This window comes from Mycobacterium uberis, from assembly GCF_003408705.1.
Taxonomy (GTDB): Bacteria; Actinomycetota; Actinomycetes; order Mycobacteriales; family Mycobacteriaceae; genus Mycobacterium; species Mycobacterium uberis.
In genome coordinates, this window is record NZ_QAYL01000015.1 from 159,284 (window position 1) to 185,676 (window position 26,393).

25 protein-coding genes and 10 pseudogenes are annotated in these 26,393 nt (G+C 57.3%); 25 read left to right on the top strand and 10 right to left on the bottom strand.

From position 1 onward, the window contains the following. The first annotated feature begins 20 nt into the window (after nucleotides 1-20). The 3 genes and pseudogenes from MUBE_RS20340 to MUBE_RS20350 all read left to right on the top strand — a co-directional run bounded on the left by MUBE_RS20340 (nucleotide 21) and on the right by MUBE_RS20350 (nucleotide 1,937). Nucleotides 21-194: a hypothetical protein gene (locus MUBE_RS20340; protein ID WP_243632980.1), complete on the top strand. Its 174-nt coding sequence runs from the start codon at nucleotides 21-23 to the stop codon at nucleotides 192-194. A 391-nt stretch (nucleotides 195-585) separates the two neighbouring features. After that, the gene (locus tag MUBE_RS20345; protein ID WP_279386709.1) at nucleotides 586-720 is read left to right on the top strand and encodes a hypothetical protein; all 135 of its coding nucleotides are present in this window, start codon (nucleotides 586-588) and stop codon (nucleotides 718-720) included. A gap of 339 nt (nucleotides 721-1,059) precedes the next feature. Next, nucleotides 1,060-1,937, top strand: a pseudogene (locus MUBE_RS20350) (serine hydrolase). Between the two features lie 14 nt (nucleotides 1,938-1,951). Here the strand turns inward: MUBE_RS20350 and ald are convergent. After that, nucleotides 1,952-3,067 carry an alanine dehydrogenase gene (gene ald, locus MUBE_RS09890; RefSeq protein ID WP_116540390.1) on the bottom strand — a complete coding sequence of 372 codons (1,116 nt, stop codon included), beginning with the start codon at nucleotides 3,065-3,067 and terminating at the stop codon, nucleotides 1,952-1,954. A 92-nt stretch (nucleotides 3,068-3,159) separates the two neighbouring features. Here ald and aldR point away from each other — a divergent pair. Continuing rightward, nucleotides 3,160-3,588, top strand: a pseudogene (gene aldR, locus MUBE_RS09895) (HTH-type transcriptional regulator AldR); the annotation flags it as partial. Nucleotides 3,589-3,865: 277 nt separating this feature from the next. Next, nucleotides 3,866-4,161 (top strand): annotated as a pseudogene (locus MUBE_RS18040) (2Fe-2S iron-sulfur cluster binding domain-containing protein); the annotation flags it as partial. 222 nt (nucleotides 4,162-4,383) lie between these two features. Here MUBE_RS18040 and MUBE_RS20355 read toward each other — a convergent pair. Beyond that, nucleotides 4,384-4,863 (bottom strand): DUF222 domain-containing protein, encoded by a 480-nt coding sequence (locus MUBE_RS20355; RefSeq protein WP_424399075.1) that lies wholly within the window; start codon nucleotides 4,861-4,863, stop codon nucleotides 4,384-4,386. 65 nt (nucleotides 4,864-4,928) lie between these two features. After that, nucleotides 4,929-5,135: a DUF222 domain-containing protein gene (locus MUBE_RS18050; protein WP_341537705.1), complete on the bottom strand. Its 207-nt coding sequence runs from the start codon at nucleotides 5,133-5,135 to the stop codon at nucleotides 4,929-4,931. 1,048 nt (nucleotides 5,136-6,183) lie between these two features. Between MUBE_RS18050 and dapB the strand changes: the two genes are divergently transcribed. From dapB to MUBE_RS09925, 3 genes are read left to right on the top strand one after another with little or no spacing between them, the layout of a single operon-like run. Continuing rightward, the gene (gene dapB / locus MUBE_RS09915; protein WP_116540443.1) at nucleotides 6,184-6,921 is read left to right on the top strand and encodes a 4-hydroxy-tetrahydrodipicolinate reductase; all 738 of its coding nucleotides are present in this window, start codon (nucleotides 6,184-6,186) and stop codon (nucleotides 6,919-6,921) included. 8 nt (nucleotides 6,922-6,929) lie between these two features. Then, nucleotides 6,930-7,403 carry a hypothetical protein gene (locus MUBE_RS09920; protein ID WP_116540392.1) on the top strand — a complete coding sequence of 158 codons (474 nt, stop codon included), beginning with the start codon at nucleotides 6,930-6,932 and terminating at the stop codon, nucleotides 7,401-7,403. Continuing rightward, entirely contained in the window at nucleotides 7,375-7,851 is a 477-nt protein-coding gene (locus MUBE_RS09925; RefSeq protein WP_207801687.1) for a flavodoxin family protein, read from the top strand. Before MUBE_RS09920 ends, MUBE_RS09925 begins: the two co-directional genes overlap by 29 nt. Nucleotides 7,852-8,007: 156 nt before the next feature. On the opposite strand, the gene MUBE_RS15870 is transcribed toward MUBE_RS09925, so the two are convergent. After that, complete coding sequence (locus tag MUBE_RS15870; protein WP_165849799.1) at nucleotides 8,008-8,256, bottom strand: hypothetical protein; 249 nt, start codon at nucleotides 8,254-8,256, stop codon at nucleotides 8,008-8,010. 2 nt (nucleotides 8,257-8,258) lie between these two features. On the opposite strand from MUBE_RS15870, the gene MUBE_RS15875 reads away from it, so the two are divergent. Together MUBE_RS15875 and MUBE_RS18055 are read left to right on the top strand one after the other, a co-directional pair. After that, on the top strand, nucleotides 8,259-8,429 hold the full coding sequence (locus MUBE_RS15875) for a hypothetical protein (protein WP_165849800.1): 171 nt from the start codon (nucleotides 8,259-8,261) through the stop codon (nucleotides 8,427-8,429). 299 nt (nucleotides 8,430-8,728) lie between these two features. Continuing rightward, nucleotides 8,729-8,972: pseudogene (locus MUBE_RS18055) on the top strand (acyl-CoA dehydrogenase family protein); the annotation flags it as partial. Between the two features lie 224 nt (nucleotides 8,973-9,196). Here the strand turns inward: MUBE_RS18055 and MUBE_RS09940 are convergent. Continuing rightward, nucleotides 9,197-9,418: a hypothetical protein gene (locus MUBE_RS09940; RefSeq protein ID WP_116540395.1), complete on the bottom strand. Its 222-nt coding sequence runs from the start codon at nucleotides 9,416-9,418 to the stop codon at nucleotides 9,197-9,199. A 974-nt stretch (nucleotides 9,419-10,392) separates the two neighbouring features. Then, nucleotides 10,393-10,653 (bottom strand): dienelactone hydrolase family protein, encoded by a 261-nt coding sequence (locus MUBE_RS18060; RefSeq protein ID WP_243632982.1) that lies wholly within the window; start codon nucleotides 10,651-10,653, stop codon nucleotides 10,393-10,395. A 227-nt stretch (nucleotides 10,654-10,880) separates the two neighbouring features. Here MUBE_RS18060 and MUBE_RS09955 point away from each other — a divergent pair, with 227 nt between their 5' ends. From MUBE_RS09955 to MUBE_RS09990, 10 genes and pseudogenes are all read left to right on the top strand, one after another. Beyond that, entirely contained in the window at nucleotides 10,881-11,681 is an 801-nt protein-coding gene (locus tag MUBE_RS09955) for a thymidylate synthase (RefSeq protein ID WP_116540397.1), read from the top strand. Beyond that, nucleotides 11,678-12,172 carry a dihydrofolate reductase gene (locus MUBE_RS09960; protein WP_116540398.1) on the top strand — a complete coding sequence of 165 codons (495 nt, stop codon included), beginning with the start codon at nucleotides 11,678-11,680 and terminating at the stop codon, nucleotides 12,170-12,172. Before MUBE_RS09955 ends, MUBE_RS09960 begins: the two co-directional genes overlap by 4 nt. Before the next feature lie 1,286 nt (nucleotides 12,173-13,458). Continuing rightward, nucleotides 13,459-13,551 (top strand): N-6 DNA methylase, encoded by a 93-nt coding sequence (locus tag MUBE_RS19040; protein ID WP_279386710.1) that lies wholly within the window; start codon nucleotides 13,459-13,461, stop codon nucleotides 13,549-13,551. A gap of 37 nt (nucleotides 13,552-13,588) precedes the next feature. Continuing rightward, nucleotides 13,589-13,657 (top strand): hypothetical protein, encoded by a 69-nt coding sequence (locus tag MUBE_RS19045; protein WP_279386711.1) that lies wholly within the window; start codon nucleotides 13,589-13,591, stop codon nucleotides 13,655-13,657. A 446-nt stretch (nucleotides 13,658-14,103) separates the two neighbouring features. Beyond that, nucleotides 14,104-14,205: pseudogene (locus MUBE_RS18070) on the top strand (hypothetical protein); the annotation flags it as partial. Nucleotides 14,206-14,252: 47 nt separating this feature from the next. Next, nucleotides 14,253-14,501, top strand: a complete 249-nt coding sequence (locus tag MUBE_RS18075) for a hypothetical protein (protein WP_243632991.1) — start codon at nucleotides 14,253-14,255, stop codon at nucleotides 14,499-14,501. Between the two features lie 157 nt (nucleotides 14,502-14,658). Then, nucleotides 14,659-14,826: a hypothetical protein gene (locus tag MUBE_RS15880; protein WP_165849801.1), complete on the top strand. Its 168-nt coding sequence runs from the start codon at nucleotides 14,659-14,661 to the stop codon at nucleotides 14,824-14,826. A 722-nt stretch (nucleotides 14,827-15,548) separates the two neighbouring features. Further along, the gene (gene thyX, locus MUBE_RS09980; RefSeq protein ID WP_116540444.1) at nucleotides 15,549-16,313 is read left to right on the top strand and encodes an FAD-dependent thymidylate synthase; all 765 of its coding nucleotides are present in this window, start codon (nucleotides 15,549-15,551) and stop codon (nucleotides 16,311-16,313) included. A 111-nt stretch (nucleotides 16,314-16,424) separates the two neighbouring features. Continuing rightward, nucleotides 16,425-17,327 carry a 4-hydroxy-tetrahydrodipicolinate synthase gene (gene dapA, locus MUBE_RS09985; protein WP_116540401.1) on the top strand — a complete coding sequence of 301 codons (903 nt, stop codon included), beginning with the start codon at nucleotides 16,425-16,427 and terminating at the stop codon, nucleotides 17,325-17,327. 30 nt (nucleotides 17,328-17,357) lie between these two features. Beyond that, nucleotides 17,358-19,034 (top strand): ribonuclease J, encoded by a 1,677-nt coding sequence (locus MUBE_RS09990; RefSeq protein ID WP_116540445.1) that lies wholly within the window; start codon nucleotides 17,358-17,360, stop codon nucleotides 19,032-19,034. 25 nt (nucleotides 19,035-19,059) lie between these two features. Here MUBE_RS09990 and MUBE_RS19480 read toward each other — a convergent pair. Next, nucleotides 19,060-19,398: pseudogene (locus tag MUBE_RS19480) on the bottom strand (SAM-dependent methyltransferase); the annotation flags it as partial. A 133-nt stretch (nucleotides 19,399-19,531) separates the two neighbouring features. On the opposite strand from MUBE_RS19480, the gene MUBE_RS09995 reads away from it, so the two are divergent. Then, nucleotides 19,532-22,168: an FtsK/SpoIIIE family DNA translocase gene (locus tag MUBE_RS09995; RefSeq protein WP_424399078.1), complete on the top strand. Its 2,637-nt coding sequence runs from the start codon at nucleotides 19,532-19,534 to the stop codon at nucleotides 22,166-22,168. Nucleotides 22,169-22,177: 9 nt separating this feature from the next. Here the strand turns inward: MUBE_RS09995 and MUBE_RS10000 are convergent, their stop codons facing one another. Beyond that, nucleotides 22,178-22,672, bottom strand: a complete 495-nt coding sequence (locus MUBE_RS10000) for an amino-acid N-acetyltransferase (RefSeq protein WP_424399076.1) — start codon at nucleotides 22,670-22,672, stop codon at nucleotides 22,178-22,180. An 86-nt stretch (nucleotides 22,673-22,758) separates the two neighbouring features. Between MUBE_RS10000 and pgsA the strand changes: the two genes are divergently transcribed. The 4 genes and pseudogenes from pgsA (at nucleotide 22,759) to pspM (ending at nucleotide 25,520) form a co-directional block, all read left to right on the top strand. After that, nucleotides 22,759-23,367 (top strand): CDP-diacylglycerol--glycerol-3-phosphate 3-phosphatidyltransferase, encoded by a 609-nt coding sequence (pgsA, locus tag MUBE_RS10005; RefSeq protein WP_165849802.1) that lies wholly within the window; start codon nucleotides 22,759-22,761, stop codon nucleotides 23,365-23,367. A gap of 181 nt (nucleotides 23,368-23,548) precedes the next feature. Further along, entirely contained in the window at nucleotides 23,549-23,698 is a 150-nt protein-coding gene (locus tag MUBE_RS15885) for a hypothetical protein (RefSeq protein WP_165849803.1), read from the top strand. A gap of 325 nt (nucleotides 23,699-24,023) precedes the next feature. After that, nucleotides 24,024-24,693 (top strand): annotated as a pseudogene (locus MUBE_RS10010) (PspA/IM30 family protein). Between the two features lie 18 nt (nucleotides 24,694-24,711). After that, nucleotides 24,712-25,520: pseudogene (gene pspM, locus MUBE_RS10015) on the top strand (phage shock envelope stress response protein PspM). A gap of 6 nt (nucleotides 25,521-25,526) precedes the next feature. Here the strand turns inward: pspM and MUBE_RS10020 are convergent. After that, nucleotides 25,527-25,931: pseudogene (locus tag MUBE_RS10020) on the bottom strand (DUF5313 domain-containing protein). Nucleotides 25,932-25,946: 15 nt separating this feature from the next. Beyond that, nucleotides 25,947-26,357 (bottom strand): annotated as a pseudogene (locus MUBE_RS10025) (limonene-1,2-epoxide hydrolase family protein). Between the last annotated feature and the right edge of the window lie 36 nt (nucleotides 26,358-26,393).

Here is a 26,393-nt window from a genome sequence, read left to right on the forward strand (position 1 = left end):
TGGGCTTTTGGGAAATCGCAGTGCCCATTGTGGGTGCGTCGATGTCCGGAGGCGCTGGTGGCCCCGTGTTGGTCGAGACGGTGTTCAACGCGGGGGCAGGCTCGACTTTATCTCCGCCGGCTACTTCAGCGTTGAGCGGTTTGCCGATGATATCTCTGTCACGTGCACCGTTACCGCCAGTCCGCTGGGTGTGAACCTTTTGTGCCCTAACCCAGTGTCGCCGACTGGGTGCAGCTCGAGTACTACGTAAAAGAATTAGAAGAGACCACTGAGCATTAACAGGTGGAATTCGGCCAGCCCAATTTCGGTGACGGTGACTGAGAATGTACACATCAAATGATGTCTAGTGTACGTGCAGGCTAGGTGTCGTTCATATTTGGTGTGTCGTTCCCGGATGTCACTCGACGGTTTGGCGCCCTGGGCCTGTTGGTGATGTGATGGTCGCGGTGACTTTGGTCTATGAGGTGGAAGTGGCCGCCGGCGCGGACAGTTTGGTGGTCTAGAATTCCGGCGCCGGTCGGGCACTGTGGTACGGTTTGCACCAGACATGAGGCTCAGTGCCGAATTGTTGCCCGAGCTACTCGATTGAATCCACAGCGTGCTATTGGAGCGGGTGATCTGGGTACCGTCGCCGCCGTACTGCGCAGGGGAGCGGTGGTCTTGCAGGTCGGCACCGCGTTGCTGCTAATGGCACCAACTCCGCATGCCGCGCTGTGCTGAAGCATTGGCTGTTCGACAAGGCGGTCGTGAAGCTCACGTTTTCTGGCTGACATGCGTGTGGCCTGGAGAACGAATTCACTCGCTTGCTGGATTTACGTGGCTTCGCCAGGGTTTCCCGAAGTCAACCAAATGACGTAACCGATATGGCGGGCCGCGGTCAAGTGGAATGTACCAAAACGGGACACACTTGTGGGCAGGGACGGCATACCGGGAGCCTCATTCTGGGCCAGTGAGCTGACACCAGCGTTTCGTTGGCTCCCGACGTACGGCCAGCGTAGCGTTACTGCGAGAATTTGTACACAGGTTGATGGTAGTGTTTTATTTCGCCTAGAAGGGTACGTGTCGTCAATGTTTCGTCAGCGGGTGCTGTTGTCCATTGTGTCAGCGCTCGCCGCTTGTGAGCGTGTGTACCGACCCTGGTGGCACCGGCCTTGGTCTACGATCGGTTCGGTGAATTGGAGCGCAAGTACAACGCTTACCTAGGGCTTTTTTGCCCTCGAGTCCGGGCAGACACTGGTGCATTGTGACGATAATCTGTTCGCGGTGTGCTCAATGTTAAATGCTTACGTCATGGTACGGGTGTTGCAGGAAGCCGAGCGCGGCGAATTTGATTTACAGCAAGCTATTTTCCTCGATCCGGCGTTACTAATCCCGCACTTCTCCGGTGACGGCATCACAGGCCGGTAGCATTATGTCGTTGGCGCAACTGTGCGTTGTCACGCTCCGACGTAGCGACCATGCGGCTGCTAACTTGCTGTTGCAGGCAATTGGCATTTCTGCGCCCATAAACTGAGTGCGCTCTTTCCATCGGCGATGACCGCACTCAGTTGGACTGGTAGGAGACCAACCTCAACATAACTATTCTAGACGATCCGCGCGATATCAGCACGCCGCGAGCACTGGGAGGAGTTGATCCGAAGTCTGCTTACTGGAACGGTTCTCGGTGATAAGCAGCGCTATAAACTATAAGAATGGATGCGTGGCAGCTGACTTCTAACATGCGGGCAGGTTTGCCGTCCAGGTGGACCACAGCGGACAAGACCAGCAGCGGGTACTGTGGCAGCACTAATGACACCGGCATCGTTTATGGGCCCAACGGACAGTCGCTTCTGTTGTCGGTGATGAAGCGCTCGCAGGTCTTGAGCCCCAACACCGATCCGCTGCGGCCGTTAACCGCCGACGTGGCGAGATCGGTGCTGCCCTGGCTGACCGGATAATACGGCCTAGCGTTCTAGGTCAGCACGCTCACCGGTTCGGTGAAAGCCAATCCTAGGTCGGTTGCTACCTGCTCAGACAACAGTGCACTGTTATGTGTCGAAAGACCTTTTGCCAGTGCGGGATCCGATTGGCAGGCCGCTTTCCAGCCGTGGTCAGCAAGCTTGAGTACATATGGCATCGTCGCATTGGTCAGCGCGAATGTCGCCGTCTTGGGCACCACGCTCGGCATATTTGCCACACAGTAGAATAGCGTGTCATGCACCATGAACGTCGGCTGATCGTGGGTGGTGGGGTGTGAATCTTCGAAGCAGCCGCCCTGATCGATGGCAATGTCGACCAGTACCGCACCGGTCTTCATATGTGCGACAAGAGAATTCGATATCAGCCGGGGAGCTTTAGCTCCTGGCACCAGGACGGCGCCGATCACCAGGTCGGCGTGTTTGACGGCACCTTCTAGATCGTAGGCCGACGAGTAGCGGGTATGGAGGCGACCCCCGAACTCCGCGTCGAGCTCCCGAAGCCTGTTGATGTTGACATCAAAAACCGTGACTGTCGCGCCCATGCCACTGGCAATCCGAGCGGCATTGTAGCCTGCAGTGCCGCCGCCGATCACGACCACGTTAGCGGGCTCGACGCCGGGCACTCCGCCCATCAGTACGCCGCGCCCTCCGTGGGTCCGCATTAGATGATAGGCTCCTACCTGTGCCGACAGTCGTCCGGCAATCTCGCTCATCGGAGCCAGCAACGGCAGTGCGCCGTCGGCGGTCTGCACTGTTTCGTAGGCGATTGACGTTGTGCCGGAGGTTAATAACGCGTCGGTGCAAGGACGTGAAGCAGCCAGATGCAGATAAGTGAACAGGACCTGGCTGTGTTGCAGGTGAGCATATTCGGCAGGCATGGGTTCTTTGACCTTGAGAAGCAGGTCGGCCTCGGCCCACACCTGCTCGGGGGGGCTGGTTAGTTGGGCACCCGCTGCCTTGAAATCCGCGTCAGAGATTGCTGAACCCTCCCCGGCGCCTGCTTGTACCAGTACCTCGTGGCCGCGGCGCGTCAAGGCGGCTACCCCGGCCGGTGTGATGGCCACCCTAAATTCGTTGTTTTTGGTCTCGGTCGGAATACCGACTCGCATAATTGCTCCCTGGCACAAGATCGTTGAGGTTATCGCTCAAGTGTGAAGAAAGTTCGGATGGTCCGCAATCATTTTGATAGTAATTTAGATGCAGAATTCTGAGCTTGTTACACGGCGGTGCCTGGATAACCAACAACGCACTCGCGGAGGTGGTCAGGATTGCGCTGTCAACGTGTCACGGCCGAGTTCGGCGGCTTTTGGACCTCGGTGTCATTTGAGGTTTCTGTGCCGACACTGATCCAGTCGTGGTGGGATTGCCGCTGCAGGCGATGATCTTGGTCAACCTGCAATCCAACTTATGTGGGAAGATCCGCAGTTTCATCCAACAGATCCGCCGCAAGCGGTATGTGATGGATTTCTATATTTTTGGGCTGTGCCGACGATTTCATCTTGCACGTTGCTGCATGCGACACCGACGATCTACACGCTTTCGTGGTGGAAAACTTCAATGCTGATGCCAATGTTGCGGATACCCAGATGTCCCGATCTGTGAGCATTTGTGCGGGGCTGTGTCCAGCTAGACATTGAAACTGATTGGCGTGCAACAGCTGGGTGTCATCGTTAGACGGCCAATCCACCGGTGACGGTCACCGTGCAGATCGATGCTTGTCCCGAGGTGGTGTATGAGCTGATCATTGGCCTGTTGACACTAGCGGCGCTGACCGAGGAGGCGGTTTCGATGGAGCGGCGCAAAGGCGATGCTGGTCATCCAGGTGCGGTATTTGTGGGCCACAATCAGTACCGCGCCAAGTGCTGGAGCGTGACCTTAACCACCACCGACGTTGAACTGGGGAACATCTTTGCCACGAGCGGTTCAGGCCGTCGCCGATCGTGGGTACGGGATCCTCTTCGAGCTGGAATTCGCACGGTCGCAACGTGTGCTCAGCATTCCGGCGAATCGGTCGACACTTGACATCACGCTCGACCGCGACCTGACGACGGCGTACTTGTGCCAGCAAGGATTCTGTCGGAAATTTAAGGTTGAAGTCCTTGCTGGACAGCTATATTGGAGTAGAAGCAACGCTGATGGCAATGACGAAATGCTGGTCTGCGTATCGCGGGCCAAAAGCAACTGGGTGGTCATCGACGCCTGATTGCCCGTACATCAGCGCTGGCCGGTATTGAATAGGCTTTCCGGGTAGTGATAGTCGTTCGTTTTGACCTGGCCATGATCTGGATGTGGCAGTGGGACCCATTCGGTGCGGTCGTTGGGAAGTTTCCTTTGTTCGTCAGCTCTCTCCGGCCTGCATGTGGTTAGACTTTACAGGTAAAGGTGAGTTTGTCGACATCGGTTAAGCTGCTGGCTGACTACTTATCTACGTGGTGCACTTCGGACCAATAGCCAGGTGTGTCACAGCGGGGGATGTGTACAGCCGTGATCCTTCGCATACAGGACCATTCGCTAGGTGATGACTCTCGGCGAGATCGGCCGAAGTACATTGGGCAGCTTGGAACGCAGCTAGATAGTGGTAGGCATAGCTGGCTATCCGGATCAGGTCGCGAATCGGTACCGGTGTACCGCCGCTCGTCACCGCACGGCCTGCGCCCGACGTCAGCTCTTGAAGCGTGGTCGACACGATGACGATGACTGGTAGCCCATTGCGTATAACGAACTTCGGGTCGCCCGAGCTTTCCCCGAACCTAGGTATTAAATACATTAATACATTAATGTTGACGTTGTGCGTGGCTCTGCGTGTCCTTGTCTGTCGTCTCTTCTCTGGGTTGGCGGCTGCAACAGGGCGATTGGTTGTCCGGGCTGCACATGTTAGGAGCGGCGAATCACGCCATTCACGCATCGATATTGGCGCGCAACTCCGGGGACGTGCTCAGTTTTCCGATGCTCACCCCATCGTGACGTTGCCTATACCCAAGTAAAACTGCGTTTACACGCGCAGTCGGAGTCAGAAAATCTCCCACTTAAGTTCATCAGCATCGTATGCCCGTACATCATTTTCTCCAGCTGGTCGGTACGCAATTTCACTGCTTGCTGGGTAAGAAATTGTTCGGTGTGTGCTACCGCATTGGTCGGCGTTGCGTCTGGAAGATCTCGTAAGAAGGTCTGAATTATTCACAGGCGTTGACCGTATAGGATGCCGTTTTGCTGCGCCCTGGGTAGATAGCTGGCCAATCTGGTTACAGTTACCAATCGGTGAGTGTTAAACGCGGCGACAACTGTTCGACGTTCTTCAGCCGGTGGTGAGTTTCAGCGCAGCCAATCAGCAACCATTTTGTGGACCAGGCTGCCGATATAGGCGGGATTTTCTTTGGCCAGCCTCGAGAGCACATCATGACTCACCGCGATTTGCTGCTGACGCGCCGTTGCCATTTTTCAGCACATGTAACCGGACAAGCGGATCGAGGTCGTCCAAGGTCGGTTTGCCCATGTCTATCACAGCTCCTGTAAATGTGTCGAGTTTGACAGGTTAACTCGGGCAAGATCTTAAACCACGGTATCTTCTACACTGATATTGTGTTCGGGCCGCCGAAAGGCATGGTATACTCGACTGCTATGGAAAAGTCCGCGAGTCCGACAATGTTCATCCGGCCATCTTGCGTGAATTCTCTGTTATCATTGTGGTGATGTGAGACGTTAAGATCCATATGCCATGAAAGTGCTTACGTGTAGCGGTGTTCACCGGTAACAGCCTGTCGTCGAGGCGGTGCGTGGATGGCTCAGTGACAAGGTCCTTGTAAGCTCGCAGACGATCGCTTGCTGGACGTCGTTTCCTAGTTATACGCCAGACACGGTTGGACTAGAGGAGCTGATTGTGGACTGCGCTAAATGAGCGCGTCAGGGAGGGGGCGAAGCAACTTGTGGCGATCCTCAACCACAGGTCGACGCCCATGCTTCGCCCACTGCCGGTCGACATTGAACAGCTGCCGTTGCCGATAGAAGTTGATCTCGTGTGGGGTCAAGGCCGGATCAACCTCAAGACCGGTGATTGTTGGCCGTACAGTTCGGATTGCCAAGACGTTATAGTTTTGACGATGATGCGGGAAAGGTGCTTTCCGTCGGTTTATAAGGTTGTGTTTTCGCGGCGGCCCGACGAGCTGTACCACTTTGTAACCCGTCAAGACGGCCAAGTTCTTCAACAGTTCGGTCTAAGGTGAGCACTATGCGGGTAGGTGTGCTGGGAGCCAAAGGCAAAGTCGGGTCGGTGATGGTGGGGGCCGTGCAGGCCGCCGAAGATCTGACACTGTCCGCGGAGGTGGACTCCGGTGATCCGCTGAGCCTGCTGACCGAGGGGGACACCGAGGTCGTCATCGACTTTACCCATCCGGATGTTGTGATGGGCAATTTAGAGTTCCTTATCAGCAACGGAGTTCACGCCGTGGTTGGTACCACCGGTTTCACTGCTGAGCGATTGCAGCAAGTGCAGTCATGGCTGGCCGATCAGCCCGGAACAGCAGTGCTGATCGCGCCGAACTTCGCGATAGGCGCTGTGCTTTCGATGTATTTCGCCAGACAGGCCGCGCCGTTCTTTGACTCAGCGGAAGTCATCGAGCTGCATCACCCGTATAAAGCCGATGCACCCTCGGGTACCGCGACGCGCACCGCGATGCTGATCGCTGATTCTCGAAAAAGCTTGCTGCCCAACCCCGATGCCACCCGCATCAGCTTGCCCGGTGCCCGCGGTGCTGACATCGATGGCATCCCGGTGCACTCAGTGCGGCTGGCCGGGCTGAGTGCCCATCAGGAGGTGCTGTTCGGTACGGAAGGGGAGACGTTGACCATCCGTCACGACAGCCTAGACCGTACATCGTTTGTACCCGGCGTGCTGTTAGCGGTGCGTCGCATCACTGAACTTTCTGGACTTACGGTGGGTCTCGAGCCCCTGCTCCACCTGCAATAAATGACATCATGACCAGACGTAACCTGTGTAATCAGTGGTTCATCGCTACCTTGTGTCTTGCGATGCTGGCATACCTCGTGTTGTTGGGCCGCATGGCCGTCGCGATGATCGGCTCAGGCCGGGCAGCCGACGTGGGTCTGGGGCTGGCGCTGTTGATAATACTCCTTATTGGGCTGTGGGCGATGATCGCTACTTTGCGAGCCGGATTCGCACATCAGAAGCTGGCCCGCCTGATCGCGACAGACGGAATGGAGCTCGACACCAGCGCGCTGCCCCGACGACCCTCGGGCCGCATACAGCGAGACGCGGCCGACGCGCTGTTTGCCACCGTACGTGCTGAGCTAGAAAGTGATCCCTACAACTGGCGCCGTTGGTACCGGCTGGCTCGGGCCTACGACTATGCGGGGGATCGTCGTCGCGCACGGGAAGCCATGCAGACAGCCCTCGAATTCCATGAGCGCGACAGGTCCGCCAGTGACTAAGAGGTTGCTGGTGGTGCACCATACCCCGTCGCCGACTACTCGCGAGTTGCTGGAGGCAGTGCTTGCCGGAGCCAACGACCCCGAGGTCGAAGGCGTGAACGTGTTTGCCCGACCGGCACTGGCCGCGACTATCCCGGATATGCTTGACGCCGACGGCTACTTATTTGGCACCACCGCCAACTTTGGTTACATGTCCGGAGCACTTAAGCACTTCTTTGACACAGTCTACTACTCGAGCCTGGATCACGTGGCGGGCCGCCCCTATGGCCTGTGGGTGCATGGTAACAACGACACTGTCGGGGCCGCGGTCGCCGTCGGCAAGCTCACGACTGGGTTGTTGTTGACTCAGGCTGCAGACGTGTTGGAGGTCGTCGGTCCTATCGACGCCGCGGTGCGTGAACGGGCCCACGAATTGGGTGGCACGCTTGCCGCGACACTTATGGAGTAACCGGAAGAAGCGGACATGCTCGCTGTCATTGAACTTTCCTGTGGCGACAACCCGTTTACGGTGACGGGAGTTCCCCATGGCAGCAAACTCATCCCGCATTACGACCGCTTGGCCGACACGCTGCTAAACGTGCTTGCCGAGCAGGTCAATAACCGCCTAAACAGCGAGGTTATAGTCGAGCTGGATGGTGATCTGATGATCCTCTAACGGCAATTGCGGCAGCATGCTTAACGAGTCGTCGAAGGGCGGCACGCGGACGGTTTGGGACTGGGTGACTTTGTCGCGGCGCGTTACCCCGTGAGAATCAATTGGGTGTTGGCGTTTTGGGGCACCGATCGCCACGATCTTCGCGCACCGGATGAAGAACGCCTTCCCGCAGGCCACGGTGTTCAACAGGTATGGCATAAGTGAGGTCGCGTCCGCTTATGACTGCTTTGCTTGCCCAGGAGGCTGTAGAGCATACAGATTCGATGGGATATGCGTTCTCTCAGTTGGTCTTTGGTGGCGTCACTGACGGTCACGGCACGAGTGTAGGGAAGTTGACAGTGCGCGGCGCCAACGTGATGACCGGTCACTGAAACTGGCCGCAGGACACCTCGGCCTGCATTGTGGACAGCTGATTTGACACCGGCGACATGACTTATATCAACATTATAAATTAATTATACATCATTGATTGGCTCAAGAACGTCATCAACCGCGGTGGTAAGAACATCTCGGGCGTCGAGGTTGAGGTGGTGTTGCTGGCAACTCCCCATGTCACGGATGCCTGCGTGTTGGCGGTGTCCGATGGTGGCATGAGAGAGAAGGTTGGCGCGGTGCTGTTTGGCGGCACAGAGTAGATCGATGTGACGGCCGCTGACCCACTACGCTGGTCGACGCGTGCGCCAGGATCGGTGCAGATGCGACCATCGCCGTGTCCGTCGCGTAGGCTTCCTGCAGTGGCATTGCTATGCATGTCGCTGAGGAGTGCGTACAGCTACACGGCAGTATTGGAATGACGTGGGAGTATCCGACGCACCTGATACTTAAGGCGGGCTAAAAGCGACCAGTTGGCCGTTGTCGCCGCCTACCGTCATCTGGCCCAACTAGCTGAATTGGTGGACTTGCCAGTTCAGTGATCGGCGCCGCCAGTGGTCCAGCGTTAGCACCACCGAGTTTGTGGGCCCAATGTTTCTTATGTTGCTCGGCCAGAGCTCGCTGCACGGCTCAGTGATAACTATCTGTGCCAGGCAACTCCATGTGCCTATTACTGGTTCAGCGGTGCGGTTCAGGGCTGCCCCGCATACGGTTCGCGTTGGAAAATCTCTAGATAAGTCGCCGGTAGGACCGCGACAACGTTGCTTCATTGGCGCAGTTCACTGTTACCCAGGATGGGTGCATACTTCGGCGGTGTGGCGTTCTGGACGCTGGGCAGCAACGCCTCGCTTGAGTGACCAGCGACGACGAAGTCAAAGATGACGGCCGCAACCGGCGGACTGTTAAATTCCTGTGAGTTGTGGAGAGCAAGGCAATGGGCGTGTATGTTGAAGTGTTGCAGATAGTACACGGCCCTGTTTTTGAGCACATGAGATAGCGTTGAAAAAGAGTGAGTTGTGATAGGTCGAAATTGCTCAAAATTGGTTCAAGTTCGGTGAGCGTCTAGCGCTTGTACCAGTGGTTGTTGTATCCGCGGTAATAACGATGCCTGTAGCGCACGGGATATTTACAGCGCTTGATCATCCATCTTTAGCGATTCGATTCGCTGCATGCAATTTTCAGCAGATGACGGATCAGATGAAAAACCTTGGACTGGGGCAAGAACTCCGGGACGAGATCTCAGTACGACTTGAGGAAGGTGACTCGCTGATCCCAAATAATCCGGCGCAGCGGGCCGGGAACATCATTCCTTCTTGCATGAAGGTACGCTCGTTCTTCTAAACTTTAGTGAGGTGTCGATACCCATAAGCAGCGTAGCTGGTTGGAGGTGGCCGCCGAATCGCGCTTCAGGAAGTCATCAACTAAATAACTATTTTAGAGCACACTGGGCCACTAAGTTGGAGAACCCGGGATATTCGCTGGGATGCGCTCCAGATCATACCCACGTATGGCAACTTTCTTCAAGCCTTACATGATATTCGCTGATCAACCCGTCGGCGGCGATGGTGTCCTCGTGACATGCGCCACAGCTCACGGGCCAGATCGCACAAGTGTCTATTAGCCAGCCAGCTTGGCCCCCGAAGACCTCAGTCATCGCCGTCCAATGCTGCTTGTTGGCGGCGTCATACGGTAAGCTATCCGGGACTGCGAACTTGTAGGCGGCCGAATACTATTCCGATGTGGTGCTTAAGCCGGTCGTTGTCAGCGCCTTGTCGAGCTGTTCGGCGTGGTCTGGGGTGAACAGACGCGTCGTTTTTGGCACCGGTTACATAGACCGTGGCTCTCATCCGGTCGGCCAATAGGCGCCCAGGCTATTCGTGGTTTCGAGTTGCCAGGCCGCCACTGTGGTAAGGATGCGGCAGCAACGCGGTCCGGTTGCCGCTCTGACGTCTCCACTGAAGTCTATCCACCTATGCAATAGTCGTATGCGTAGCATCGCTTCCCGGCTGCCTCGGGGCGTGCGGCCAGATAGTCGAAGAAAGCGCTGCCGTCGCGGCCATCGTATCCGATATGATGTTCCCTATATATGGAAATCATCCGCTTACGTTCTTTAAGCGTTGCTGAATGCTGTTGTCGTGTTGATCGGGGCTTGGTGGCCATAAAAGTGTAATACACGTCGGGCAGCAGCATTGCGTAGCTGAACTTGGCCAGTTTGGCCACCATCTAGTAAATCATGTCCCATATGCCGTCGGCGTACAACTACCACGTCAGGCCGGGCCCTTTCTCCTTTGGAGGTGAATAACTGGACGGGGCAACGGCCGTCGGACGTCGTGAGGTTGTTGGTGAGGTTCGACATGCTCTTTTGCGGAGCGATGCAAATCATGGGCTCTGTGGCATCGAGCCGCCGGGTCCGGCTTCGCCGCGCTTGCGATCGCCGCTAAACTAGCCGCGTGCCGATCACGACGCCCTATGAGGACTTACTGCTTCTCGTGCTTGACCGCGGTGTGGCTAAAGCGGACCGCACCGGCACTGGGACCCGCAGTCTGTTCGGCCAGCAGTTGCGTTACGACCTGTCGGCCGGGTTCCCGTTAGTCACGACCAAAAAGGTGCACTTCAAGTCTGTGGTCTACGAGTTGCTGTGGTTCTTGCGTGGCGACTCCAATGTCGCCTGGCTGCGTGAGCATGGAGTCACCATCTGGGATGAGTGGGCCAGCAGTACAGGCGATCTCGGGCCGATCTATGGTGTTCAGTGGCGGTCTTGGCCGACCTCCTCGGGTGGCTACATTGACCAGATTAGCACTGCATTGGACTTGCTGCGTACTAACCCAGATTCTCGGCGTATCATCGTGTCGGCTTGGAATGTCGGTGCAATCCCGCAGATGGCGCTGCCGCCATGTCATGCATTCTTCCAATTTTACGTAGCCCAAGGCCGACTGAGCTGTCAAGTGTACCAGCGCAGCGCCGACCTATTTCTTGGTGTGCCGTTCAACATTGCCAGCTATGCGCTGCTGACTCACATGATGGCCGCCCAGGCCGGCCTCTCAGTTGGTGAGTTCGTTTGGACAGGCGGCGATTGCCACATCTACGACAATCACGTCGAGCAGGTGCGGTTGCAGCTCAGCCGCGAACCTCGACGGTATCCGGAACTCTTTTTAGTACAGCGTGATTCGATCTTCGACTACACCTATGAGGATGTCGTCATCACGAATTATGATCCGCACCCGGTGATTCAAGCCCCAGTCGCGGTATGACCCTAGGCCTGGTCTGGGCTCAGTCGACGACGGGTGTGATTGGGCGCAACGGCGGTATCCCTTGGCGAGTGCCCGAAGATCTGGTCCGCTTTAAACAGCTGACAATGAGTCATCCGGTGGTGATGGGCCGACGGGCCTGGGATTCGTTGCCGGCTGGGGTTCGCCCGCTGCCAGGACGCCGAAATGTCGTACTGAGTCGTCAAACTAGCTTCATGGCTGAGGGAGCGGAGGTATTCGGTTCACTCGAAGAGGCCATTTCCAAGTTTGATGCCGAATCTGAGACGTGGGTGATTGGCGGTGAGCAGATTTATCTGCTCGCGTTGCCGCTGGCGACCCGTTGCGAGGTCACCGAGGTAGACACCGACCTGCCTCGTGAGGATGATGACGCACTGGCCCCGGTGCTCAACGACACGTGGGTGGGTGTGACAGGGGAGTGGCTGGTGAGCCGCTCTGGACTACGGTACCGGTTGCATAGCTACCATCGTTTATGAGCGCTGCTTTCCCCGAAGGCGGGCGGTATTCCCATTGCATCGTCGCGGCGCGTGTTCATAAGTACCTTAACGACCGTGTAGGCCCGTTGAATGGCGGTTACGGCACAAGAGCCCAAACCGGCTGGCCCAATCACCGTACGCATTGGAAGCGGTTGATCTTGCGGATCCACGTGCTGCAGTCGGTGTCGGTGCGCACACTACGCGTTTATGTTTTAGTCGGCTTGGGCCGTACAACTGCTACGTATTGGACTGCGCCGCGTATGGATTCATGGTGCCCGCTCGACACGGTTGCTGGTGGAGTACTGGGCATACAAGGCCACCCTGATGGCCCTAGATGATGCGCTGGTAGATGTGTCATTACCAGTTGGTAGATGTGTCATTACCAGTTGGTAGATGTGTCATTACCAGTATGGCTGCTGGGGCAATCATATCGTCAAAGCCAACCCGCAGTTGGTTGACGATGTCATGGTGACTGTCGGCTAACTTGGGCCCAGTACCGGGGGTAGAGCGAGGTGTATTTAGCAGTTACACCACGTATGGCGAAGGGTTCCTGATGAAACTGCAGCGACACCAAGTGGGTTGCCAAGGCATTGTTTGCCTCCGTGAGGCTAACCACAGCCACCCGGATGTGCTTCGTTCGTTCGGCACGTTGATCTTCATTTCGGCAGCGGGTAGGTAGATCGGCTGTTTGGCTTTCGCTATCTATACGCCAGCGGTCAAACGCCGGTACGGCTATTACGTGTGGCAACTGTTGCTAGACGGCCGGTTGGCCGTGCGTGTCGACCTCAAGGCCAATTGAGTCTGCATGATATTGCACATCGTCGGTGTGTGCGGTGAGGGCCAGCATACTGGCCAAGTGCCGCAGGCTCAAGATTAGTATGGCACTGGCTAGCGAGCTGTAGGCACTGTCGACGGTGAAGGAGCTTAAGGACACGCTCTGGAGGGCTGACGATAAGCTGCGCGGATCGCTGTTGTCTGACCAATATGTAAGGACGTTATCTTCAGCCTAGTGTTTCTCGAGTGCACCTGCGACGCTGGTGACGAACAAGCTAACGGCATGTTTCCGGTATTGCTGTCTGCGCACTGAAAAATTTTGGTGGACAACATAAAAGCCAAAAAATTCGGTAAGCTCATTGACGAGGCCATGGATACCATAATGGCGGCTAACTTGGCAGTGGTCGGCACTCTGCTGCAGACATAATACAATCGTTGACCAGTGTTGACTGGGCGAGCTGGTCGACAATGCACGGTTCAGTCGGCAGGGCTCCTATCGTGCATGGGAACTGATAGGAGAGGTGTATGAGTACTTTCTGGGCAATTCTGTTCGCATGGACGGACAGCAAGGCGGCGAGTTCTTCACCCCATCCAGCATTGTGTAAAGTAATTCTCGGAGTCCTCAAGCCGTCCAGTGGTCGGGTGTACGATCCGTGTTATGACTCGGGCGGAATGTTCGTGCAGAACGAGAGGGTCATGGTACGAGTATGACGGCAACCCGAGGGATTTTTCTATCTCTGGCCAGGAGAGCGTCGAGCAGACCTAGCGGATGGTAAAGAAACTTCACCTTCACGGTATCAACAACAGTGACGCGCGTTAGAATGAAACATTTATAAACGATCAGCACGCCGGCATGTAGATGGGATATACTATGGCTAATTTTTTTTAACATTAAGTATTGGGCCTGCGATGAGTACAACCTGAGGTAGCGTTTTGGCATTCTATCTGTCAGTAATGCGAACTATGATTGGCTCTAGCACATCCTGTTAAGCTCGCACCTGGTGGTACTGCCGGCGTTGTGATGAACGGTTCGATGTTGTTGAACATAGGCGGAGAAAGCGATATTCGTGCATGGGTTGTCGAGGCGGATCTGGTGATCGTGAATAGTCACACTGCCGGAATAACTGTTTAATAGCAATGGAATTCCGACTTTCCTGTTGTTCTTCGCGATAGACAAAACGTGTGGCCTGGATCGATCCGGGCAAGTGCTGTTTATCGAAGTGCGTGGTTTCGGCTATCTGATGGGTCGCGCTGGACGTGCATTGACAGACGATGAAGTCGCCCGTATCGACGACACGTATCATGAATGGTGTGGGTCGAAGTCGGCGGTTGTAAAAGGCATTATCTACGGGAAAGGCTGCCAGCTATTAGCCTTGCGTTGGAAGGTGAAGCCACCAGCGCTCGCCCTGTTGGCCTGGTGGTCGCTAGTCGACAAATCACCGTGTTGGCGGTGCCGATCGCTGGAGTCCAATTCACCCAAGTGGTGTTGACCACCACCGGCTTGGCCATGGTGGGACTTATTATGGTGTGCAAGCCATCGCTGGCGGTGGTTTAACCTTGGCTCTGTACGACATGATGCGAACAACGCGTGTCGGTGTGGTGACTGCGGCGGGGAACTTGGTCGCCAGTGCGGGCGAAACACGCTGCGGAGCCCGACGGTCTGGACGCACCCATGCGAGCCGAACTGGATCGGATCATGAGGTTGGTCGTTTGTGGGAGCGAACGCTGCGGCCGTGTTGCTAGGAGCAACGCTCATCGCGCTCTGCTACATCTTGCCGCTCTTCGGCGTGTACGGGGACGCGTTGGCGCTGGCACGGTCAATAATGACCGCTATAACTCTCGGGTCGGTCCCGATGGTGTGGCTCAATGTGTTGTGCTAGTTCGCAGTTGGCATACGTTGCTCTGTGCCATTGCTAGCGGCCAGCGTCGTCGTAGTCGCAGTCAACTAGGAATCAGTTTGACCACAACGCTTGTATAGGCTCTCATGGCTGGCGTGTTTTGCACCTTGCTGTACCGAGACGATCAGTTTGCCTTGTTACTAGCGATAGACGGCTGGAATGCCCACCTTGCAACGGCTCGCAATCTCCTGGGCCTCGGCATCTCTATCTCGTTGACATACAGCTCAGAGGCCGGCTTAATTTCCCGCGTCGTGGTAATAGTGGTGTATAGGGGTTTTCGGCCCTGCCATGATTGGCCGCGTTTCAGTGTGGTAACCCGCCTGACACACATCGCCTTTCAACTCAACACCGGCCTGTTGCATGCATCGTTCATTCTGGTCAGTAGGATTCTCGGTCAGGGTAACCGAAGACGCGTCCACTAGATCGCCCCAGCCGCGCTGGTCTTTGTCGCGATCACCACAGTCATATTCGGGTTGCTTTATGTGACATCACCAGCCTGGGTGTTGCGATTATTTTTCGATCCTACTGCAGCCTCGGCAACGATGTTGCTAGCCAAGCCTTCCTGCTCTTTGCCATGGCTCGCCAGTGTAGTGGAATTCACGCAAAACATTGCCATCGAGTTGCTCCGGGGTGTCGGGAACACCGCGGCGGGACTAAAGAGTAACCACAATCAGATATTGGGTGATCGGATAGGGTATAGCGCCGTGGCCGAGACCGCGCCGCTGCGCGTGCAACTGATAGCTAAGACTGAGTTTCTGGCGCCTCCTGACGTGTCATGGACTACTGACGCTGACGGCGGTTCCGCTCTGGTCGAATTCGCCGGCCGAGCCTGCTACCAGAGCTGGTCAAAGCCCAATCCGCTCACCGCAACCAACGCCGCGTACATCAAACACATCATCGATGTCGGGCATTTTTCGGTGCTTGAGCATGCCAGTGTTTCATTCTATATCAGCGGCATCTCGATATCATGCGCTCATGAGCTGATCCGACATCGGCATTTCTCCTACTCGCAGTTGTCGCAGCGCTACGTGCCGGAAAGGGATGCTCGGGTCGTCGTGCCACCGGGCATGGAAGATGACAACGAACTTCAGCAGATCCTTATCGCGGCCGCAGATGTCAGCCGGGCCACCTACACCGAACTGCTGGCCAAGCTGGAAACCAAGTTCATGGCTGGTGAGCTTGTCGGGAACAGGGCCGTGCTCTGGCGCAAGCAGGCTCGCCAAGCCGCCCGCGCGGTGCTACCCAATGCCACCGAGACCCGTATCGTTGTGACCGGGAACTACCGGGCATGGCGGCACTTCATCGCCATGCGGGCCAGCGAGCACGCCGACGTCGAAATCCGGCGGCTGGCCATTGTCTGCCTGCGTCGGCTCATCGACGTTGCGCCCGCACTATTCGCCGACTTCGAGATCACTGCACTTGCTGACGGTACCGAAGTCGCGACCAGTCCTCTAGCCACTGATGACTGAGGTTTCAGTGGCTAACGCCCGCGAGGGTACAGCCCAGGCGGTATGTCGTTGGGTAAACACGCGCCCTCGCGCGGTTGCTGAAAGCTGGGTATCGCCAGGTAGCCTAGTACGGTGACCACCGTCGGATTCGACGTGCCTGCACGTTTAGGGACCCTGCTGACCGCGATGGTCACACCATTCGACGCTGATGGCTCCGTCGATACCGCGGCCGCGGTGCGGTTGGCGAACCACCTGGTTGATGCCGGGTGTGACGGTCTGTTGCTCTCGGGCACCACCGGCGAGTCGCCGACCACTGCTGACGACGAGAAGCTTCAACTGTTGCATGTCGTACTTGAGGCGGTAGGTGACCGAGCACGAGTCATCGCCGGCGCGGGTAGCTATGACACAGCTCATAGCGTTCGACTCGCCAAGGCCTGCGCGGCTGAGGGCGCTCACGGACTCTTGGTGGTTACCCCGTACTATTCGAAGCCGCCGCAGACCGGGCTGGTTGCGCACTTCACCGCTGTCGCCGACGCAACTGAGCTGCCAGTGCTGCTTTACGACATTCCCGGGCGGTCGGTCGTGCCGATCGAGCCTGACACGATTCGCGCGCTGGCGTCACATCCTAACATCGTTGGGGTTAAGGAGGCCAAGGCTGATTTGCGCAGTGGCGGCCAAATTATGGCTGAAACCGGCCTGGCTTACTATTCCGGTGACGATGCATTGAATCTGCCCTGGTTGGCGATGGGTGCCATCGGCTTCATTAGTGTGATTTCTCATCTGGCCGCAGGACCGCTTCGAGAGCTGTTGTCCGCCTTTGGTTCTGGGGACATCGCCACTGCTCGAAAGATCAACGTTGGGGTTGGCCCGCTGTGTAGCGCGATGGGCCGCCTGGGTGGGGTGACGATGTCCAAGGCAGGTCTGCGGCTTCAGGGTATCGATGTCGGTGATCCGCGGTTGCCGCAGATGCCGGCAACAGCGGATCAGATCAATGCGTTGGCTGCCGACATGCGTGCGGCTTCGGTGCTCCGATGAGTGAGAAGTGAGCCAAAGGGTGGCCAGCAAGTGGATGTAGACCTAGTCCCACCAGGTCCTCTGGTATCCGGTGGGTTGCGGGTCACTGCGTTGGGCGGCATCAGCGAAATCGGCCGCAATATGATGATTTTCGAGCATCTGGGTCGGTTGCTGATCATTGATTGCGGTGTGCTGTTCCCCGGCCACGACGAACCCGGCGTGGACCTTATCCTGCCGGATCTTCGCCATATCGAAGACCGGCTCGACGACATCGAGGCCCTAGTGCTGACCCATGCGCATGAGGACCACATCGGTGCGATCCCGTTCTTGCTCAAATTACGGTCCGACATCCCAATCGTCGGCTCGAAGTTCACCTTGGCTTTGGTCGCCAGGAAATGCCGGGAACACCGCATCAAACCGGTGTTCATTGAGGTCGCCGGTGGACAGAGCTCTCGACACGGCGTGTTCGAATGCGAATACTTCGCCGTCAACCATTCGGTCCCGGGAGCGCTGGCTATTGCGGTTTACACGGGTGCGGGTACAGTGTTGCACACTGGCGACATCAAGCTCGATCAACTGCCACTCGACGGCCACCCTACCGACCTGCCCGGCCTGTCCCGGCTGGGTGACGCCGGTGTGGACCTCTTCCTGTGCGATTCAACCAACGCTGAGATACCTGGCGTCGGTCCTAGTGAAAGCGAGGTAGGTCCGACACTGCATAGGCTGATTCGAGGCACCGACGGACGGGTCATCGTGGCGTGTTTTGCCTCTAATGTGGATCGGGTGCAGCAGATTATTGATTCTGCAGTAGCATTGGGCCGGCGGGTGTCGTTCGTCGGACGGTCGATGGTCCGTAATATGAGCATCGCGCGGGACCTTGGACTCCTGCGAGTAGACGATTCCCATCTGATTGATATCGCTGCTGTTGCGAGAATGGCGCCAGAGCAAGTGGTGCTCATTACCACTGGCACCCAGGGCGAGCCGATGTCGGCGTTGTCACGGATGTCGCGCGGTGAACACCGGAGTATCACGCTGACCTCGGGGGACCTCGTCGTGTTGTCGTCGTCGTTGATCCCCGGCAACGAAGAGGCGGTTTACGGTGTCGTTGATGCGCTAGCTAAAATTGGAGCCCGAGTTGTCACTAATGCCCAAGCCCGGGTGCATGTTTCGGGCCATGCCTACGCCGGTGAGCTGTTGTTCTTGTACAACGGAGTGCGGCCACGCCACGTTATGCCAGTGCACGGTACTTGGCGGATGCTTCGTGCTAACGCCGAGTTGGCTGCCAGCACCGGGGTACCGCAAGAGTTAATCTTGTTGGCCGAGAACGGTGTCAGCGTCGACCTGGTTGCTGGCAAGGCGTCGGTCTCCGGAGCGGTGCCTGTCGGCAAGATGTTCGTCGACGGACTGATTGCTGGCGATGTTGGCGATACCACCTTGGGTGAACGCCTCATCTTGTCTTCGGGCTTTGTCGCGGTTACTGTGGTGGTGACGCACGGCACCGGGCGTCCGGCCACTGTGCCGCACTTGCATTCACGTGGATTCTCCGAAGACCCTAAAGCACTTGAGCCTGCGGTCCGCAAGGTTGAGGCAGAGCTGGAGTTGCTGGTCGCCGCGAACGTAACCGATCCGATCCGGATTGCTCAAGCCGTGCGCCGAACCGTCGGCAAGTGGGCAGGCGAAACCTACTGTCGGCAGCCGATGATTGTGCCGACGGTGATCGAGGTTTGAATCGTGGGCTAGGTCTTCTCTGCGTATCCAGCTGCGACGCTTTAAGTTTGCGGCCGGCGGGCTCGACATAGTGCTGGACAAGCTCATCGGCTTCGGCCTGTTTCACGAGCTCCCAGTCGTAATCGGCGATCAACCCTGCGACCTCGTAGTGTTGTAAGTCAAAGTGCCACAATTGCCGTCGCTGTCGGATGGTGCAATATAGCGTGTGGGTGTCATACCGATTTGTCCCGTCGATGAAGTCTCGGTGGACGTAGGTAAACATTAATCGGCTGCCCGACGCGACCGTGCGTAGTCTTCCCAAGCTCTGTCGGACACCATTTTCGGCAAGGTACTCGGCCACGTTTTCGCAGGTGAAAAAGGTCTGGTCCATGTGGACCAGTGCTATAGAGCTGACAGTCCGGTTCGCTGTGTACGTCTTCGATGATACGGGTAAGGATACCGCCGGACGGCGCGACCGATTCATGATTTGTGTCATCCGCTCAGCGCCTTATCCACGCATGCCGACAATCGATTGGACGTACGGGAAGCCGCCAAACGTTGCCAGTGTGGCGGGTGGTGTAGATGATGTATTTGCGACTAAACTTGTTGTTATGGCTAGTAAGACCGTCGCCAGCCCCGGAAACCGAACGAGCAGGTCAAAGGTCACCTCGCGTGGTGCATCCCGAAATCGACGACCAACACCACCTCGCCCTAGGGTAAAAGGGCGCGCTAAGCGGCGTAGTCGGTCGCTGCTCCTGGCTGCTGGGCTGACCTGTGGCCGAGCCATGCGTGCGACCTGGTTGATGGCGGCCAAGGGCACCGGTGGTGCGGCACGTTCAATTGGGAGGGCTCGCGATATTGAGTCTGGACATCGCCGTGATGGAATCGCGCTGGCTCTTCTTAGCCTCGCGGTCGTCGTCGCCGCCAGCTCATGGCTTGACGCCGCCCGGCCGATCGGTGCTTGGGTCGACGCCGTGCTGCGGATGTTCATCGGCTCGTCTGTCATGGTATTCCCATTGGGTACCGCTGCCGTGGCGGTGGTGTTAATGCGAACTCCACCCCATCCAGATGCGCGGCCCAGGCTGATCCTAGGTGCGACCCTAATCGTGTTGTCGTTTCTCGGCTTACGGCACCTGTGGGCGGGTTCGCCAGAAACTCCCGAGGCGCGGCAGGGTGCCGCAGGCTTCCTGGGGTTTGCCATCGGGGGACCGCTCTCGGACGGATTGACGGCCTGGATCGCTGCGCCGTTGTTGTTCATTGGTGCGTTATTTGGTCTGCTGCTGTTGACCGGAACCACGATCCGTGAGGTGCCCGACGTGCTGAGTGGCATGTTCGGTACCGGACTTTTCCAGCGTGACTATGACGATCAAGATGATCAATACGATGTTGAGCGTCGATACGATGACGACATTCCGGGTACCCTGCCAGAAAACTTTTCCTTTTCCGGTGGTAACTACGGTGGCTCTCTCGGCGGGGATTTAGACGCTGACTGGGAGCTGCAGGTGTGGCCGGCGGCCCACATCGCTGAGGTTGGGTTACAGGACGACGTTCCCACCACTCCAGAGCGGGCCGTGCAGGCGGACATCGCCAAGAGTCGCTGTTGCAGCCCCCAAGCCGCAGAGGAACACCCGAGCCAGGTGCTGGACCGAGTCATCGAGGGTTCCTACACGCTGCCGTCCATGAGCCTGCTAGTTGCTGGCGATCCGCCTAAGAAACGCAGTGCCGCCAACAATCATATGGCCAGCGCTATCGGTGAGGTCCTCACCCAGTTCAGGGTCGATGCGGCCGTCACCGGCTGTACTCGCGGACCTACCGTCACTCGCTACGAGGTTGAGTTAGGGCCTGGCGTCAAGGTGGAGAAGATCACCGCACTACAGAAGAACATTGCCTACGCGGTGGCTACCGAGAGCGTGCGCATGCTAGCCCCGATTCCCGGTAAGTCCGCCGTAGGCATCGAGGTACCCAACACCGATCGTGAAACGGTGCGGCTGGCTGATGTGCTCATCGCGCCCTCGACGTGTCGTGACCACCATCCACTGGTCATTGGATTGGGCAAGGACATCGAAGGGGACTTCATCTCGGCCAATCTGGCCAAGATGCCGCACTTGTTGGTCGCGGGCTCCACCGGATCGGGTAAATCGAGCTTCGTCAACTCCATGTTGGTGTCGCTGCTGGTCCGGTCGACCCCGGAAGAGGTCCGGATGATCTTAATTGACCCGAAGATGGTGGAACTGACACCATATGAAGGCATTCCACATCTGATTACCCCGATCATCACGCAGCCAAAGAAGGCAGCAGCCGCGCTGGCGTGGCTGGTCGAAGAGATGGAGCAGCGTTACCAGGACATGCAGGCGTCGAGGGTACGCCACATTGACGTGTTCAATGAGAAGGTGCGGTCCGGGGAGATCGCAGCTCCGCTGGGCAGCCAGCGGGAATACCGGCCATACCCCTACATTCTGACTATTGTCGACGAGCTGGCCGACCTGATGATGACCGCGCCGCGTGACGTTGAGGATGCCATCGTGCGGATCACCCAGAAGGCTCGCGCGGCAGGGATCCACCTGGTGCTGGCTACCCAGCGCCCGTCAGTCGACGTAGTCACCGGGCTCATCAAGACCAACGTGCCGTCCCGGTTGGCGTTTGCGACATCATCGCTCATCGACAGTCGGGTGATTCTCGACCAAGCAGGCGCGGAAAAACTGATCGGCATGGGTGACGGCCTGTTCCTGCCAATGGGCGTGAGTAAACCGGTCCGGTTGCAAGGTGCGTTCATTACCGACGAGGAGATTCACGCCGTCGTCACCGCTTGCAAGGACCAGGCCGAACCCGAGTACACCGAGGGGGTCACCATCGCCAAGACCACCAGCGAACGCACTGGCGTCGACCCCGACATTGGCGACGATATGGATGTGTTCCTGCAAGCCGTGGAGTTGGTGGTATCTAGCCAGTTCGGGTCCACCTCGATGCTGCAACGCAAGCTGAGGGTGGGGTTCGCCAAGGCCGGCCGGTTGATGGATCTAATGGAGACTCGAAGCATCGTGGGGCCAAGCGAAGGATCTAAGGCTCGCGAGGTGCTGGTAAAACCGGATGAGCTCACGGCCACATTGGCGCTTATCCGAGGTGGGGCCAACGCTGACAGGTCCGATGAAGACTAGCTTGCACGGTCATAATACCAGAAGCATGCGGGAGTTACCCAAGGTATTTGGTTTGACGTAGCTCAGATCCAGGAATTCGGCGATCCCGATGTCGTATGACCGGCACATCTCTTCGAACACCTCGGTGGTCACGGGGGTGCCCTCGATCTCGATGAACCCGTACTGGCTGAAGAACTCGGTTTCGAAGGTTAACACGAACAGCCGCTCCAGCTGCAGCTCGCGAGCGACTTCGAGCAGTCGATTAACGATCGCGCGGCCGACTCCGTGGCCGGTTATGGTAGGGTCGACGGCGACAGTACGGATTTCGCCGAGGTCGGACCATAACACGTGCAACGCCCCGCAGCCGACCACTTTGCCCGGGATTGCGGGGTGTTCCGCCACCCAGAATTCCTGCACGGCTTCATAGAGTGTCACAAGGCTCTTTTCCAGCAGGATCTTTCCCGCATAGGTGTCGACTAATTGTTTGATCGTCGGGACATCAGAGGTTCGTGCGCGCCTGACCATCGGTAGGCAATTCTGTGTAGTTTTGGTCACGGCAACAGTATCGACATCGGGGACGCGCGAGCCGGCCAACCGTTATTCTGTTTGCCGTGTCGGGGCAGTTTCAATTGGATCCTACGATAGGTCGTGCCCGTATCGCCAACCTTGCCAATAGCCTGACTGGCTTACGGTTGCTGTTGGTCCCGATTTTTTTGGTTGCCTTGTTCGCTGGTAATGGCCATGAAATCGCCGGTCGGGTAGCGGCTTTCGTGATCTTCACGGTGGCTTGCATTACCGACCGGTTAGATGGCCTGCTGGCCCGAAACTACGGTATGGTGACTGAATTCGGCGCGTTTGTTGATCCAATCGCGGACAAGACCCTTATCGGTGCGGCGCTGATCGGTCTGTCGATGCTCGGTGACCTGCCGTGGTGGATCACGGTGCTGATCATGACCCGTGAGCTTGGGGTGACTTTGTTGCGGTTGGCTGTCGTTAACCGCGGGGTCATTCCGGCCAGTTGGGGCGGCAAACTCAAGACTGTGGTGCAGGCAGTAGCGATTGGCCTGTTTTTGCTGCCTTTGACGCAACTGTTGGGATTGTTCCATCTGGTAGCATGGGTAGTGATGGCCGCCGCGATCGTGCTCACGGTGGTCACGAGCGTCGATTATGTGGCTGGGGTGATCAGGGCCTTCCGGGAAGTTCGCCAGACAGCCAGCTGATTGCGGGAATCACGCCACGACCACCCACGTTCTGATTGGACGAAGGAGAACGTGATGGATGGTGTCATCGGTATGCAATAGTGCCGTATTCCGTATGGCGTGCATCTCAGTTATCTATCGGAGCTTGAGTGTGACCGGAAAGAGCTCTCTAGTGAGTTGCTCAACGTGATTTCCAGACGTATTGGAAGGGCCGTTATCAGAGCTGCTTACCGACACCGGCGAGTGGATGGTGTATGCGGGACGCGCGGCCCGGAGCGCGCCAAGCGACGTTACCATTGACGCCAGCACTAAGGTTGTTATTTCTCCGGTGGCGTTGTTAGCGATGGCGTGAATGCGGCCATGTGCCGGGGCCGTTGGGTCGACGTTGCCGGGGGTGGGGAAATCCGCGCTAACCCTAATAAATATCCCTATAAATATTGCAGTGTCAGGGTAAACGCTGTGTCTATTCGGCACATAAGAAATGAAGGCGGAGCTAAGTCATAGCTAGTCTGTTCCTGAAAGCGTGGAGGTATATCGTGGTACTGTTCAACGCCAAGATCGACGATCGCGCAGACCACAAGGTGCAGGTTCAGCAGGCCATTGAGGCAGTATAGCGCACCCACCAGGCGCTGATCCAACAGGCGGCGTGGGTGATTGGCAACCAGCGGCAACTGGAGATGCGGCTCAACCGGCAGCTGGCAGACATCGAAAAGCTCCAGTTCAACGTACGTCAGGCGCTGACGTCGGTGGACCAGGCCACTGCTGCAGGGGACTCCGCCAAGGTTACCGAGTACGACAACGTTGCCGGGGTGTTCGCAGCCCAGCTAGTGACCTCCGAGCAGAGCGTCGAGGATCTCAAAATCTTGTCTGATCAGACGCTCAGTGCAGCGGCTCAGGCTAAAATACTGTTGAACAAAATGCGATGGTTTTACAGCAAAAATCGCCGAGTGCACCAAACTGTTGAGTCAACTCAAGGAGGCGAAGCTGCAGGAGCACGTCAGTGTCTCGCTACGGTCGGTGAATGGGATCCCGATGCTCAGCAACATTCCGATGCTCGATGAGGTGCGGGAAAAGATCGAACGTCGGTACGCTAATGCGCTCAGTGTGGTCGACCTTGCGCAGAGTTCCGTGCAGGGTGGCATGATCGAGGTCGAACAGGCCGGCGTACGGATGATTGACCATTCGCGGCTAGAGCAGATCCACGCGTCGGTGCGCGGTGAAATTTTGCCGACGAGAGGTACAGCTGCGTTGCCCGGAATCACCCCAGTTAGTCTCGCGGACAGCCAGGCCAGCGGCGAGCACGTTGCCGAGAAACTCCTTAGTCAGCAAGCAACGCGGTCGGTTTGAGATAACGCTGAGGTCGCTGTGAATGGGGGTAAGAGTGGGCTGTGGCGCGTGTTGTTGCGGCATGGATTGGACACCGCTGCCGATTTGTTCGACTTAGTCGCCCAAAAGATCAGCGCCGTGTCGGAGCCGCGTGCCCGCCTGCTCCGCCGTCGCCGCCGCGCGCTGCGGTGGGGTTTGATCTTCGGCTTCGGGTGCCTGTTTTGGGGCGTGGTGACAGTATTACTGGCGGCCTGGGGCTGGTTCGCGTTGTTGCTGCAGATCACCGGCTTCATTGCGGTTATACAGGCTATTCCGGCGACGTTGCTGCTGTTTCACTACCGCTGGCTACGATCGAAGCCGCTGCCGACACGGCGGCCCGTGGGAGTTCGTCGGTTGCCGCCGCCCGGTTCGGCGGCTCGACCTGCGATTTCGGCGCTGAGTGCCTCCGAACGCGGGTTCTTTTCGTTGTTGGGTGTGATAGAGCAAGGTAAGATGTTATCCGTGGCCGAAATCCGTGACCTGACCGCCGCGGCTAACCAAACCGCGGTGACGATGGTGGCCACGGCTGCCCAGGTGGTGTCGATGGAGCGGGCGATGCGTTACTCTGCAGCGCCGCGGTCTTATCTGGTCCCCATTATTGATGCGTTTGCCGCGCAGTTGGGCGCTGGTGTCCGCCAGTACAATGAAATGGTCACCGCTGCAGCGCAATTAGTCTCTTCGGCGAACGGCAGTGGTAGTTCTGGAGGCGGTTTCGGTGTGGGGCTGGCCCCATGTTTACAGCAGTGCTACCGATCCTGGCCGGTTGGACACAGGCGTTCGACGAACTCGGCGGAATGCCACGGCGTTAGACAGGGTTAGTCCTTGGGTCGCAGGCCGTAACGATTGACGTATGCCTGGCGGATGTGGGCGTCGTGCTTGTGGGCGAGTTCGTCGACGAGCTCGGGGTCTAGGTTGCGCACGTCCAACATATGAAGGCGCCATGCTTTGCTGAGCATATGCGAGAAGTACACGAAACGGAATAAGGATCGGCAGTGTCATGCTCAAGTGGACGTCGGGTGTTGTTGGGGCCAACCAGAATAGTGCGAGCATCAGCACAGCCGGAACCGCGACACAGATCATCATCCGGACAACAGCGCCCTTGCCCGCCGGATCGTTGCACACCCCCCCAGTCTTGCATTGATTCAGGCAATCGTCTCCCAATAGCAATAGCGGACGTATTGTGGCGCGTTGGGCTTGGTGTAGGCGGGCTTGCCGCTCATTGTTCGGACGTTGCTTTATAGTGATGGGATCACCAGTGCAGCCACGCCTCGCACTGTCGCTTTGAACAGATCGAAGAAATCCAAGTAGTCTCGTCACAGCGTGATTCGTCTGTTGTGCACTTTGAAAAACGCCACAGACCCAGAATTGAACCGGCAGCAGGCTGACGATCATTGCGTCGGTGCGTTCGCAGAGTACGGTGTAGCCACCGGCGGCAATATTGTGGATCTTTATTCTCGAACTCTATACGGCCTTCCATCTTGCGCCATAGCGTGATCGTTCTGCTGCGGCTATGGATTGTTGTCAGTCCGACGTTCTGGTAGATGAGGTTGTCGGCCAACCCCGCATCAGCAGTTTCGTAATCCTCGTCCTGCAGAGCAGGTCAAGACAATTTCGACCGTGCGAATGTTTTTAACAACCGTGCGAATGTTTTTAACATTTTATGCAGATGTCTCGGTCAGCTC

Bases quoted from the DNA above. Each gene is read 5' to 3' on its own strand.
- ald (WP_116540390.1), bottom strand. From the start codon at position 3,067: ATGCGAGTCGGTATTCCGACCGAGACCAAAAACAACGAATTTAGGGTG.
- MUBE_RS20355 (WP_424399075.1), bottom strand. From the start codon at position 4,863: ATGCGTGAATGGCGTGATTCGCCGCTCCTAACATGTGCAGCCCGGACA.
- dapB (WP_116540443.1), top strand. From the start codon at position 6,184: ATGCGGGTAGGTGTGCTGGGAGCCAAAGGCAAAGTCGGGTCGGTGATG.
- MUBE_RS09920 (WP_116540392.1), top strand. From the start codon at position 6,930: ATGACCAGACGTAACCTGTGTAATCAGTGGTTCATCGCTACCTTGTGT.
- MUBE_RS09925 (WP_207801687.1), top strand. From the start codon at position 7,375: ATGAGCGCGACAGGTCCGCCAGTGACTAAGAGGTTGCTGGTGGTGCAC.
- MUBE_RS15870 (WP_165849799.1), bottom strand. From the start codon at position 8,256: ATGCCATACCTGTTGAACACCGTGGCCTGCGGGAAGGCGTTCTTCATC.
- MUBE_RS18060 (WP_243632982.1), bottom strand. From the start codon at position 10,653: ATGGTGGCCAAACTGGCCAAGTTCAGCTACGCAATGCTGCTGCCCGAC.
- MUBE_RS09960 (WP_116540398.1), top strand. From the start codon at position 11,678: ATGACCCTAGGCCTGGTCTGGGCTCAGTCGACGACGGGTGTGATTGGG.
- MUBE_RS18075 (WP_243632991.1), top strand. From the start codon at position 14,253: ATGGTGTGGGTCGAAGTCGGCGGTTGTAAAAGGCATTATCTACGGGAA.
- MUBE_RS09995 (WP_424399078.1), top strand. From the start codon at position 19,532: ATGCCGACAATCGATTGGACGTACGGGAAGCCGCCAAACGTTGCCAGT.
- MUBE_RS10000 (WP_424399076.1), bottom strand. From the start codon at position 22,672: ATGGTCAGGCGCGCACGAACCTCTGATGTCCCGACGATCAAACAATTA.